A 12,481-nucleotide genomic window follows, 5' to 3' on the forward strand; every position below is an offset into this window, starting at 1 on the left:
TCATGCACTTCGACGAGGAGGCGCCCACGTGACGGAGACACCGCAGGTACCCCAGGCACCGCCGGTATCTCAGGTACCGGACGACAAGGCACGTGAGGCCGCCGTGGAAGCGGCTCTCGGCAAGCTCGACCTGGACGCCAAGGCCCGGCTGCTGGCCGGGCAGGACATGTGGTCGCTGCCCGAGCTGCCCGAGATCGGGCTGAAATCCCTGGTCATGTCCGACGGCCCGATCGGCGTCCGCGGCACCCGCTGGACCGCCGACGACCCCTCCGTCGCGCTGCCCTCCCCGACCGCGCTCGCCGCCACCTGGGACCCCGAACTCGCCCACAGGGCAGGGGTGTTGCTGGCCCAGGAGGCCCGTCGCAAGGGCGTCCACGTGCTCCTCGCGCCCACCGTCAACCTGCACCGCTCCCCGCTCGGCGGCCGGCACTTCGAGGCGTACAGCGAGGACCCGTACCTCACCGGGCGGATCGGCGCCGGCTATGTGAACGGCGTCCAGTCCGGTGGCGTCGGCACCACCGTCAAGCACTTCGTCGCCAACGACGCCGAGACCGACCGCTTCACCGTGGACAACCTGGTCTCCGAACGCGCCCTGCGCGAGCTGTACCTGGCCCCCTTCGAGGCCATCGTCGAGAACGCCCACCCCTGGGGCATCATGACCGCCTACAACACGGTCAACGGCACGACGATGAGCGAGCACCGCTACCTGGTCAACGAGGTCCTGCGCGGCGAATGGGGCTTCGACGGCTACAACGTCTCCGACTGGACGGCCGCCCGCTCCACCACCGGCGCGATCGACGGCGGCCTCGATGTCGCCATGCCCGGCCCGAAAACGGTCTACGGCGCCCCCCTCGCCCGGGCCGTACGGGACGGACAGGTGGCCGAGGCCACCCTCGACGGCGCCGTACGCAACGTGCTGCGTCTCGCCGCCCGCGTCGGCATCCTGGCGGGCGCCGAACCCGTCGTCGCCGAGACCGACCTCCCCGCACCGGTCGACGGCGAGGCCCTGGCCCGCGAGATCGCCCACCGCTCCTTCGTCCTGGTCCGCAACGAGGGCGCCCTCCCACTGCCCGCAGGACGCACGGTCGCCCTCATCGGAGCCGCCGCCCGCGACGCCCGCGTCCTCGGCGGCGGCTCGGCCACCGTCTTCCCGGCCCGCGTCGTCTCCCCGCTCGACGGTCTCACCGCCGCCCTCCCCGAGAGCGTCCTGACGTACGCCGTCGGCGCCGACCCGAACACCGAACTCGCCGTCGCCGACAAGGGGTTCGTGCTGCGCGCCGTCTGCCGCGACAGCGCCGGCACGGTCCTCGGCACCGGCTCCGCGCCCAGCGGCCAGATCAACTGGATGGGCGCGGACCTCCCCGACGGCGTCACCTACGACCAACTCCACACCGTCGAACTCACCGGCACCTTCACTCCGCGTGGCACCGGCGCGCACACCTTCGGCATCAAGGGCCTCGGCGCCTTCGTCCTCACCGTCGACGGCACGACGTACTACGACAGCGTCCAGACCACCGACAGCGACGACCCCTTCATCTCGTTCTTCGGCGACCCCGAACCCCGAGCCGAGGTCCGGCTCACCGCGGACACACCGGTCGAGGTGTCCCTCACCTACACCGTCACCTTCCCCGACGGCGCCGCGATGAAGTCCGTCGGCTTCAGCCTGTGCCACCAGGAACCGCGGCGCGACCCCGACGAACTGATCGCCGAGGCCGCCGAGGCCGCCCGCGCCGCCGACACCGCCGTCGTCGTGGTCGCCACCACCGACCGCGTCGAGTCCGAGGGCTTCGACCGCTCCGACCTCCAACTGCCCGGCCGCCAGGACGACCTGGTGCGAGCCGTCGCCGCCGCCAACCCGAACACCGTCGTGGTGGTCAACTCCGGCTCCCCGGTGGAACTGCCCTGGCGCGACGAGGTCGCCGCCGTACTGCTGAGCTGGTTCCCCGGCCAGGAGGGCGGCGCGGCCCTGGCGGACGTACTCACCGGGGCCCGGGAACCCGGCGGCCGGCTCCCCACCACCTGGGGTGCGCTCACCGACGCCCCGGTCACCCGGGTCACCCCGACCGACGGTGAACTCCCTTACTCCGAGGGCGTGTTCATCGGCTACCGCGCCTGGGAGAAGGAGGGCAGGACACCCTCGTACCCCTTCGGCCACGGCCTCGGCTACACCGACTGGACGTACGAGACGGCCGAGGCGGAGGGGAGTCGGACCGACGGGGTGACGGTCACCGTCCGGGTCACCAACTCGGGCGCGCGCCCGGGCCGCGAGGTCGTCCAGGCGTATCTCGCACCGACCCTTGCGGAATCCCCGGCCCCCGACCGTCCGGCCCGCTGGCTCGCCGCCTTCGCCGGGATCGAGGCCGTCCCCGGCGAAACAGTGGAAGTAGCCCTCGAACTCCCGCGCCGCGTCTTCGAGATCTGGGACGAGTCCGCCAACGGGTGGGCCTTTGTGAAGGGTTCGTACGAAATCCAGGTGGGTCGCTCGATCACCGACCGCAGGCTCACCGCGCCGATTACGGTCTAGCCGAGGGCAGTCCGCCCCACCAGCCGGCCCCGGCCCGGGACCTGACCCCCGGACCGGGGCTCGCCGGCGGCCCGTACGGACCGCGCACCCCGAACGCCGCGCCCGTCAGCCCCGTACCCCGAACCCGAACACCGTCTCCGAGCGGAACGTGTCACCCGGCCGCAGCTCCGTGCTCGGGAACTCGGGCCGGTTCGGCGAGTCGGGGAAGTGCTGCGTCTCCAGGGCGACACCGTGCCCGGGCCCGAACGGCTCGCCCAGGTGGTCGGCGGTGTAGAGCTGAAGGCCGGGCTCGGTCGTCGCCACGGTCACGACCCGCCCCGAGGCCGGGTCGTACAACTCGGCGACCGCCACCGGCTCCACTGTCCGTCCCTTGTCGAGGACGAGGTTGTGGTCGTACTCGACGCCCACCTTCCGCTCCGTACGGAAGTCGAAGCGGGTGCCCGCCACCGGCTCGACGCCCGTCGGGATCAGGTCCGCGTCCACCGGCGTGTACCGCGAGGCGTCGATGCGCAGGGCGTGCCCGCCCGTGCTGCCGGAAGCCGGGCCGGACAGGTTCCAGTACGTGTGGTTCGTCAGGTTGATCACCGTCGGCGCGTCCGTGACCGCCTCGTACGCGATCCGCAGCGCCCCGGCCGAGTCCAGCGTGTACGTCGCCGAGATCTCCAGGCGCCCCGGGAACCCCTCCTCGCCGTCCGGGCTCACCCGGGACAGCCGCACCCCGTGTTCGACCGGCTCCGCGTCCCACACCCGCTTGTCGAAGCCCTGGACGCCCCCGTGCAGGCAGTTGGGCGCGTTGTTCCGCGCGAGCCGGTACCTCTGTCCGTCCAGCGTGAAGACACCGCCCGCGAGGCGGTTCGCGTACCGGCCCACCAGCGCGCCGAAGTACGGCTCCGGGTGCGACAGATAACCGGCCAGGTCCGGGAACCCCAGCACCACGTCCACCAGCCGCCCGGCCCGGTCCGGAACCTCGACCGACTGCACGATCCCGCCGTACGTCAGCACACGCACCCGGACCCCGGCCCGCTCCAGCGTCCAGCGGTGCACGGGGGTGCCGTCGGAAAGTGTGCCGAAGAGTTCATATTTGTGGGCCATGCGGAAAACCCTAGGTCACCGCCTTCCTGCCCGTGACCCCGCGGTACGCCATCTCGGCCAGCCGCGCCTGCCCGTCGCGGCTCGGATGGAACCAGTCCCAGGGGCTCAGCTGCCGCGTCCCGAAGTCGAAGCCGAAGACTGCGCCCTCGTCGTACCGGCAGAGCCGATGCGTGGCGCACACCTCCTTGAGCACCGAGTTGTACGCCTCCACGCGGTCCCGCACCTCGTCCCGGCGTGTGGTCGCCGCCGCGTCGACCGCGTCGGGGTCGGCCAGCATCGACTGGCAGATCCCCAGCTTCCACACCGCCTTGCCCATCTCGTTGGTCCGCCCCTGCGACCAGAGCCGCTTGAGATCCGGCACGCTCGCCACGTACACCTGGCTCCTGGGCGCGGTCGTACGCAGGGTCCGCAGCGCCTCCTCGAACGACGACCGGAAGCCGGCCACCGACGTCATCTCCGTCACCGACGGCCGGCACGCGTCGTTGGCCCCCGTCATCACCGTCACCAGCGCGGGCTTCCGGGCGGCGGCCTTCGTCATCTGGGCGGGCAGATCGGCCATCCGGGACCCGCTGACCGCGTAGTTCCAGCTCCGCGCGGCAGCCCCGGACGCCCCCAGCAGCCGTACGGCCAGACTGTTCACGTCCTTGTCGCCGCCGGTCGCCCAGGACACCTCGGGACAGTCGGACAGCACCGAACAGGCGTCGAAACCGCGCGTGATGGAATCGCCCACGGCGGCCATGGAGGCCGGGCTGCTGTCCCAGGCGGGCGTCGGGCGGGCGGACGGCTTCGCCTTCGTTCGCGTGCCGTCCGGAGCCGGAGACGTGCCACCGGCGGCGTCACACCCGGCGACGCCCAGCAGGGCCGCCGACACCACGGCGGCGACGGCCCGCGAACGGTGACTTCGTTTCCGCATCCTTCGGGTCCCCTCGGTCGGCGTGCGACGGCTCTCGTCCTTGACAACGCACGACAGTTCCCGAACCGAAAACAACTAATGCCCCAAACACTGCAACGTCGCACACCCGTACAAGCGTCCCCCTGGGTGAATGGCGGGCTTTTCATGGCATCGGGACCGACGGTACGTCACACTCCTTGCGCCGTCGCACGGTAGCCTCGCCATCAACGCGGCTGCCCGCCACCGCCGCCCAGTCAGTTCGCAAGACGTCCCGCTCTGTCCGGAGGTTGCAGTGACGACACGTGGAGTTCTGTACGTGCACTCCGCGCCGCGCGCGCTGTGCCCGCACGTCGAGTGGGCCGTCGCCGGAGTCCTCGGCACGCGCGTCAGTCTCGACTGGATCCGCCAGCCCGCCGCACCGGGCACCTGGCGCTCCGAGTTCTCCTGGAAGGGCCAGGTCGGCACCGCGTCCAAGCTCGCGTCGGCCCTGCGCGGCTGGCAGTTGCTCCGCTTCGAGGTCACCGCGGAACCCTGCGCCACCGCCGAGGGCGAGCGCTACAGCTGCACCCCTGACCTCGGCATCTACCACGCCGTCACCGGCATCCACGGCGACATCCTCATCCCCGAGGACCGCCTCCGCGCCGCCCTCACCCGCTCCCAGCAAGGCGAGACGGACCTGGAGGCCGAGCTGGCCAAACTCCTGGGCAAACCCTGGGACGACGAACTCGAACCCTTCAGATACGCGGGCGAGGGCGCCCCGGTGAGATGGCTGCACCAGGTGGTGTGACTTCCGCAGGCGAAGGCCCCCACCAATGGTGGGGGCCTTCGCCGTACTCACCTCTGTACCGGTGTCCGTCAGACCGACCGGAACGCCAGCACCACGTTGTGCCCGCCGAACCCGAACGAGTCGTTCAGGGCGGCGATACGGCCCTCGACCGGCAGCTTGCGGGCCTCGCCACGCACGATGTCGGCATCGGCCTCGGGATCGAGGTTCTCGACGTTGATCGTCGGCGGCGCGACCCGGTGATACAGCGCGAGCACCGTAGCCACCGTCTCGACCCCGCCGGCCCCACCGAGCAGATGCCCGGTCATCGACTTCGTCGCCGACACGGCCATGTGGTCGACATCCGCGCCGAACACATTGCGCAGCGCCTTGAGTTCGGCCACGTCACCCGCCGGCGTCGACGTCGCGTGCGCGTTGACGTGCACGATCTCCGTCGGATCCAGGTCGTTGTTGGCCAGCAGGTTCCGCAGGGCCGCCGAGATACCGCGCCCCGCCGGCTCCGGCTGCACGATGTCGTGGGCGTCGGCCGAGATGCCCTGGCCGACCGCCTCCGCGTAGACACGCGCACCGCGCGCGGCGGCGTGCTCGGCGGACTCCAGGACGACCACACCGGAGCCCTCGCCCATCACGAAGCCGTCGCGGCCCGTGTCGTAGGGACGGGACGCACCCTGCGGGTTCTCGTTGTTCTTGGACATCGCCATCATGTTGCCGAACGCGGCGATGGGCAGCGGATGGATGGCCGCCTCCGTGCCACCGGCGATGACGACGTCGGCGCGGCCGGTGCGGATCATCTCGATGGCGTAGCCGATGGCCTCGGCGCCCGACGCGCAGGCGGAGACCGGGGTGTGCACACCGGCGCGGGCGCCGACGAGCAGGCCCACGTTGGCGGAGGGGCTGTTGGGCATCAGCATCGGGACGGTGTGCGGGGAGACACGGCGTACGCCCTTCTCCTTCATCACGTCGTACTGGTCGAGCAGCGTCGTGACGCCGCCGATGCCCGAGGCGATGACGGCACCGAGCCGGTCCGGGTCGACGGCCGGGCCCTCGCCCTCGCCCGCCCGGTCGGTGAAGCCCGCGTCGGCCCACGCCTCCTTGGCGGCGATCAGCGCGAACTGCGCAGACCGGTCCAGGCGGCGGGCCTGGGGCCGCGGGATGACCTCGGACGGTTCCACAGCGATCTGCGCGGCGATACGGACGGCCTGCTCGGCCGCCCACTCCTGCTCCAGGGGACGGACACCGGACTTGCCGGCGACCAGACCCTCCCAGGTAGAGGCCGCGTCGCCACCCAGCGGTGTGGTTGCGCCGATACCGGTGACGACCACGGTGCGATTGGTCGGGCTCACGGGAATTCCTTCTCCAACTGGTACGGGAGGACAACCCCCGCACAGGCGGGGAGAACGGCGCCACCGCCGGGAGGCGGGGCTGGGGGGCCGGCCGAAGGGCCGGCCCCGTTGGTCAGGCCTGGTTCTTGAGGATGTACTCGGTGGCGTCGCCGACCGTCTTGAGGTTCTTGACGTCCTCGTCGGGGATCTTGACGTCGAAGCGCTCTTCGGCGGCGACGACGACCTCGACCATGGACAGCGAGTCGACGTCCAGGTCGTCGGTGAAGGACTTGTCCAGCTGGACGTCCTCAACCGGGATGCCGGCGATCTCGTTCACGATTTCGGCGAGACCGGCGACGATCTCTTCCTGAGTGGCGGCCATGGCAGGCGCTCCTTCTTGTGTATCTATCCAGAGAGGATTGGCGGTTGTCCCCGTCCCGGGTCCGAGGATCCGGTGCGAGGTGCCTAGGGGAGGGTAACGACCGTCGCGGCGTACACGAGACCCGCCCCGAAGCCGATGACGAGCGCGGTGTCGCCGCTCTTCGCCTCGCCGGTGGCCAGAAGCCGCTCCATCGCGAGCGGAATCGAGGCTGCCGACGTGTTGCCGGTGGTGCGCACGTCGCGTGCGACCGTGACGTGCTCCGGCAGTCTCAGTGTCTTCACCATCGAGTCGATGATCCGCTCGTTGGCCTGGTGGGGAATGAAGACGTCCAGGTCGTCCGGGGTGATCCCGGCCGCGTCCAGCGCCTGCTGGGCGACCTTCGCCATCTCGAACACGGCCCAGCGGAACACCGCTTGGCCCTCCTGCGTGATCGCAGGAAACTTGCCGGAACTGTCGTACTCGTTCCACGGTACGGTCTGTTTGATCGTGTCCGACTTGTCGCCCTCGGAGCCCCACACGGTCGGACCGATGTGCGGTTCCTGCGAGGGGCCCACGACGACCGCGCCCGCGCCGTCGCCGAACAGGAAGGCGGTCGCCCGGTCCTCCAGGTCGGTCAGGTCGGACAGCCGCTCGACGCCGATGACGAGTACGTACTCCGCCGAACCCTCGACGACCATGCCCTTGGCCAGGGTCAGGCCGTAGCCGAAGCCCGCGCAGCCGGCCGAGATGTCGAACGCGGCGGCCTTGGCCGTGCCGAGCTTGTCGGCGATCTCGGTGGCCACGGCCGGGGTCTGCTTGAAGTGCGAGACGGTGGCGACGATCACGCCGCCGATCTGCTGGGCGGTGATCCCCGCGTCGGCGATGGCCTTGCCGGACGCCTCCAGGGACATCGCGGCGACGGTCTCCTCGTCGGAGGCCCAGTGCCGGGTCTCGATGCCGGAGCGGGAGCGGATCCACTCGTCGGACGAGTCGATCGTCTCCAGGATCACGTCGTTGGGCACGACCCTGACCGGCCGGTACCCGCCCACACCCAGGATGCGCGCGTACGGGGCGCCCTTGCTGGGCTTGATCTTCGACATTGCTCGGGCTCCTTTCAGGCGCCCGCCGCGTCAGCGGCAGAGGTCGAGGTCAGCGACTCGGCGATGAGCTCACGAGCGGCGTCGAGGTCGGCGGGGGTCTTCAGGGCCAGGGTCTTCACCCCGGGCAGCGCGCGCTTGGCGAGACCGGTGAGGGTGCCGCCCGGGCACACCTCGATGAACGCGGTCACACCCAGCGCCTTGAACGTCTCCATGCACAGGTCCCAGCGCACCGGGTTGGCGACCTGCCCGACCAGCCGGGCGAGCACCTCGGAGCCGCCCGAGACCGTCCGCCCGTCCTTGTTCGAGACGTACGTGATCTTCGGGTCGCCGGGCGTCAGCGACGCGGCAGCGGAGGCGAGGACGTCGACGGCGGGGGCCATGTGGTGCGTGTGGAAGGCGCCGGCCACCTTCAGCGTGACGACCTTGCGCACGCCTTCGGGCTTGTCCTCGACGAGGGCCTCGATCTGCTCGACCGTACCCGCGGCGACGATCTGCCCTGCGCCGTTCACGTTCGCCGGGGTCAGCCCCAGCTTCTCCAGGTGGGGCACGGTCACCTCGGGGTCGCCCCCGAGGAGCGCCGCCATCCCGGTCCTCGTGACGGCCGCGGCCTCGGCCATGGCCAGCCCGCGCTTGCGTACGAGGGTCAGGGCGGCCGTGTCGTCGAGTACGCCCGCGAAGGCGGCGGCGGTGATCTCACCGACGCTGTGACCGGCGACCGCGCCGGGCGTGAAGTCACCGCCCATGGCACCCAGTGCCGAGGCGGACAGTATCCCGGCCGCGACCAGCAGCGGCTGGGCCACGGCGGTGTCGCGGATCGCGTCGGCGTCGGCCTCGGTGCCGTAGTGGGCGAGGTCGAGCCCGATGGCGTCGGACCACGCGGCGACGCGCTCGGCGGCACCGGGCAGTTCGAGCCAGGGAGTCAGGAAGCCGGGCGTCTGAGCGCCTTGGCCGGGAGCGACGAGTACGAGCACTCTCACACTCTCTCTTGGGTACGGGCACGGCCGCCCGTGGGGACAGGGACGAAGAACAGGAGGGGGTTTTGTAGACCCCCGACAAAACCCTAGGGCTGGTGATCCCCGTCGGCCAGGCGCCCCAGGATCAGCGCGATCCGAAGTGTGAATGCGGATCGTACATCTGAAGGTGACCATCCGGTGACGTCAGTCACACGTCGAAGCCGGTAGCGCACGGTGTTGGGGTGAACGAAGAGCATACGAGCCGCGCCCTCGAGACTGCTCGCCTGCTCCAGATAGACGGCGAGAGTTTCCAGGAGCGCGGATCCGGCCTCCTCCAGCGGTCTGTAGATCTCCTCCACCAACTGGTCGCGCGCCCCCGGGTCACCGGCGATCGCGCGCTCCGGAAGGAGATCGTCCGACAGCACCGGACGCGGTGCGTCCTGCCAGGCGAAACACGCCTTGAGCCCCGCGGCGGCGGCCTGCGCGGACCGGGTGGCGGCGAGCAGATCGGGCACGATCGGCCCCGCGACCACGGGCCCGGCGGCATAAGGCCCGATCAGCGACTTGGCGACGGCGAGCGGATTGTCGTTGCCCCCCGCGATGACGACGAGCCGATCGCCCAGCACCCCGGTCAGCACCTGCAGCTTGGCGTGCCGCGCGGCCCGCCGGATCGCCTCGACGGTCAGCTCGCTGTCCCCGTCGGGCGCGGTGCCCAGCACCACGCACACATGGTCGGGCGAGTTCCAGCCGAGCGCGGCGGCCCGCGAAACGGCCCCTTCGTCGGCCTCCCCGCTCAGCACGGCGTTGACGACGAGCGACTCCAGCCGGGCGTCCCAGGCACCCCGTGCCTCGGCGGCCTGCGCGTACACCTGTGCGGTGGCGAAGGCGATCTCGCGGGCGTAGACGAGCAGCGCCTCGCGCAGCACGGACTCGTCGCCGGGAGCGGCCACCTCGTCGATGGCGCTCTCCATGACCTCGATGGTCGTACGGACCATCTCGACGGTCTGGCGCAGGGTGATCGCCCTGGTCAGCTCGCGGGGAGCGGTACCGAAGACATCCGTGGAGATGGCCTGCGGGGCGTCGGGATGCCGGAACCACTCGGTGAAGGCGGCGATACCGGCCTGGGCCACCAGCCCGATCCAGGAACGGTTCTCCGGGGGCATGGCCCGGTACCACGACAGCGTCTCGTCCATACGCGTGATCGCCTGCGCGGCGAGACTCCCGGACGACTTCTCCAGCCGCTTCAGAGTCGCCGGATGCGGGTGCGCGGGACGTGCGGTGGGCTCGGGGCGGTGGGATTCGGGTTCGGGCACGGAACAAGACTGCCTTATCAGGACGGCAGCGTGCGGCCTCGGGGCTACGGTGGTGTGCGTGATGGACGTACGGCGCGCGCACGAGCGCTATCCAGGGGGCGACCAGGCAGCCGGTGTCGAATCCCGGCACGCCTTCTCCTTCGGCCCCCACTACGACCCTGACAACCTCCGCTTCGGCGCGATGATCGCCTGCAACGAGGAACGCCTGGCCCCCGGCGCCGGCTTCGACGAACACCCGCACAGCCACACGGAGATCGTGACGTGGGTGACGGAGGGGGCACTCACCCACCGCGACTCGACGGGCCACGAGACGGTGGTGGTCCCGGGGGACGTGCAACGCCTGAGCGCGGCGGCGGGCGTACGCCATGTGGAGCGCAACGAGGGTGCGTCTCCCCTGACCTTCATCCAGACCTGGCTGGCCCCGCTCACCCCCGGCGGCACCCCGTCCTACGAGACGGTCCACGGCATCGCGGACTCCACGCCGTACGCGGTCCCGGAGGCGGGCGCGATGCTGCACGTACGCAGGCTGGCGGCGGGGGAGCGGACGGCGGTGCCGGACGCGGCGTATGTGTACGTCCATGTCGTACGGGGCGAGGTGCGCCTGGGCCCGGAACAACTGGGCCCGGGCGACGCGGCGCGGATCACGGCGGCGGAGGGCGTGGAGGCGGTAGGGGTGACGTCGGCGGAGCTGCTGCTGTGGGAGATGACAGCCTGACGGGAGCGTCCGCAATTCAGCCCGTCCGGCGTTTGAGGACGAGCGCGTTCAGCGCGAAAGGGGGGTCTGGGGGCGCAGCCCCCAGGTACGGGAGGTCAGCCCCCCACCTCCGCCACCACCGCGTCCGTGAACCCCGGCCACACCTCCACCGCCCACGCCCCGAACGCCCGATCGGTCAGCGCGACACACGCCACCCCCAGCACCGGATCGACCCATAGAAACGTACCGGACTGCCCGAAATGCCCGAACGTCCGGGCCGACGACGAACTCCCCGTCCAGTGCGGCGACTTCACGCCCCGGATCTCGAACCCGAGCCCCCAGTCGTTGGGGTTCTGATGGCCGTACCCCGGCAGAACACCCTTCGTCCCCGGATACTGCACGCTCATCGCCTCCGCGACCGTACGCGGATCGAGCAGCCGAGGAGCCTGCACCTCGGCGGCGAACCGCAGCAGATCCCCGACGGTCGACACGCCGTCCTTCGCGGGCGAACCCTCCACCCCCGTCGACGTCATCCCGAGCGGCTCCAGCACCCCCTGCCGCACATACTCCGCGAACGGCATCTCCGTCGCCTTCGCCACGTGGTCCCCGAGCACCTCGAACCCGGCGTTGGAGTACAGCCGCCGCTCCCCGGGCGGAGCCGTCACCCGGTGCTCGTCGAAGGCGAGCCCCGAGGTGTGCGCGAGGAGATGGCGGACCGTCGACCCGGGCGGCCCGGCCGGCTCGTCGAGCTCGATCGCACCCTCCTCGTACGCGACGAGGGCGGCGTACGCGGCGAGCGGCTTGGTGACCGAGGCGAGGCGGAACCGGTGGTCGAGGGGGCCGTGGCCGCCGAGAACGGCACCGTCCGCCCGTACGACGGCAGCGGCGGCGGTGGGCACGGGCCAGTTCTCGACCAGCGCGAGGCTCTTCAACGACTTCGACGACATGGTGCCGAGCTTAGGAGGCTCACAGCCGCAGCCGCATGAAGGGGTCCGGTTGCCGGACGAAGCCCAGCGACTCGTACAGCGGCACCGCGTCCGCGGACGCGGTGAGGTCGATCTGGCCGACGCCCCGCTCCCGGAACCAGTCCACCAACGCCTCCATACAGGCCCGCGCGTACCCCCGGCGGCGCGCGTCGGGATCGGTGGCGACGCTGAAGACGTACCCGATCCGCCCGTGCGGATTGCCCGCACGCCCGATCCGGTACTCGACGGTCCCCACGACCAGCGCGGCCAGCGAGCCGGACCGCTCCGGATGGTCGACGACGAACGCGGCGAAGGTCCCGGCCGGATCGGCCAGCCGCGCGGTCACGGTGGCCAGGGACGCGGACTGCCAGTGGGCGTCGGTGTTCGCCCCGGTCATCGAGTCGATCATCACCTGGCGCAGCCGCAGCAGTTCTCCGGCGTCCTCGGGTGTGGCACGGCGTACGAGAGTCATGATCCGTAC

General features: G+C 71.1%; 12 protein-coding genes. 3 read left to right on the forward strand and 9 right to left on the reverse strand.

Features of this window, described 5'->3' with window-relative positions:
* Positions 1-28 precede the first annotated feature (28 nt).
* Positions 29-2,524, forward strand: a complete 2,496-nt coding sequence (locus ACW4TU_RS32230; RefSeq protein WP_457418902.1) for a beta-glucosidase family protein — start codon at positions 29-31, stop codon at positions 2,522-2,524.
* A 105-nt stretch (positions 2,525-2,629) separates the two neighbouring features.
* Here ACW4TU_RS32230 and ACW4TU_RS32235 read toward each other — a convergent pair whose 3' ends face one another.
* Positions 2,630-3,616 (reverse strand): aldose epimerase family protein, encoded by a 987-nt coding sequence (locus ACW4TU_RS32235; RefSeq protein WP_457418904.1) that lies wholly within the window; start codon positions 3,614-3,616, stop codon positions 2,630-2,632.
* Positions 3,617-3,626: 10 nt separating this feature from the next.
* Positions 3,627-4,529 carry an SGNH/GDSL hydrolase family protein gene (locus ACW4TU_RS32240; protein ID WP_457418906.1) on the reverse strand — a complete coding sequence of 301 codons (903 nt, stop codon included), beginning with the start codon at positions 4,527-4,529 and terminating at the stop codon, positions 3,627-3,629.
* A 271-nt stretch (positions 4,530-4,800) separates the two neighbouring features.
* Here ACW4TU_RS32240 and ACW4TU_RS32245 point away from each other — a divergent pair, with 271 nt between their 5' ends.
* Positions 4,801-5,295, forward strand: a complete 495-nt coding sequence (locus tag ACW4TU_RS32245) for a DUF3145 domain-containing protein (protein WP_457418908.1) — start codon at positions 4,801-4,803, stop codon at positions 5,293-5,295.
* A gap of 68 nt (positions 5,296-5,363) precedes the next feature.
* Here ACW4TU_RS32245 and fabF read toward each other — a convergent pair whose 3' ends face one another.
* The 5 genes from fabF to ACW4TU_RS32270 form a co-directional block, all read right to left on the reverse strand.
* On the reverse strand, positions 5,364-6,635 hold the full coding sequence (gene fabF, locus ACW4TU_RS32250) for a beta-ketoacyl-ACP synthase II (RefSeq protein WP_457418910.1): 1,272 nt from the start codon (positions 6,633-6,635) through the stop codon (positions 5,364-5,366).
* A 112-nt stretch (positions 6,636-6,747) separates the two neighbouring features.
* Positions 6,748-6,996: an acyl carrier protein gene (locus tag ACW4TU_RS32255; protein ID WP_164407424.1), complete on the reverse strand. Its 249-nt coding sequence runs from the start codon at positions 6,994-6,996 to the stop codon at positions 6,748-6,750.
* Positions 6,997-7,079: 83 nt separating this feature from the next.
* A complete protein-coding gene (locus tag ACW4TU_RS32260; protein ID WP_457418913.1) occupies positions 7,080-8,075 on the reverse strand; it encodes a ketoacyl-ACP synthase III in 996 nt (331 codons plus the stop codon).
* A 14-nt stretch (positions 8,076-8,089) separates the two neighbouring features.
* Positions 8,090-9,046: an ACP S-malonyltransferase gene (locus ACW4TU_RS32265; protein ID WP_457418915.1), complete on the reverse strand. Its 957-nt coding sequence runs from the start codon at positions 9,044-9,046 to the stop codon at positions 8,090-8,092.
* Positions 9,047-9,135: 89 nt separating this feature from the next.
* Positions 9,136-10,341, reverse strand: a complete 1,206-nt coding sequence (locus ACW4TU_RS32270) for a PucR family transcriptional regulator (RefSeq protein ID WP_457418917.1) — start codon at positions 10,339-10,341, stop codon at positions 9,136-9,138.
* A 61-nt stretch (positions 10,342-10,402) separates the two neighbouring features.
* On the opposite strand from ACW4TU_RS32270, the gene ACW4TU_RS32275 reads away from it, so the two are divergent.
* Positions 10,403-11,056 carry a pirin family protein gene (locus ACW4TU_RS32275; RefSeq protein ID WP_457430431.1) on the forward strand — a complete coding sequence of 218 codons (654 nt, stop codon included), beginning with the start codon at positions 10,403-10,405 and terminating at the stop codon, positions 11,054-11,056.
* 95 nt (positions 11,057-11,151) lie between these two features.
* Here the strand turns inward: ACW4TU_RS32275 and ACW4TU_RS32280 are convergent, their stop codons facing one another.
* Positions 11,152-11,982, reverse strand: a complete 831-nt coding sequence (locus tag ACW4TU_RS32280; RefSeq protein WP_457418919.1) for a serine hydrolase domain-containing protein — start codon at positions 11,980-11,982, stop codon at positions 11,152-11,154.
* Between the two features lie 19 nt (positions 11,983-12,001).
* The gene (locus ACW4TU_RS32285; RefSeq protein ID WP_457418921.1) at positions 12,002-12,472 is read right to left on the reverse strand and encodes a GNAT family N-acetyltransferase; all 471 of its coding nucleotides are present in this window, start codon (positions 12,470-12,472) and stop codon (positions 12,002-12,004) included.
* Positions 12,473-12,481 lie beyond the last annotated feature (9 nt).

The organism is Streptomyces kryoterrae, from assembly GCF_054072135.1.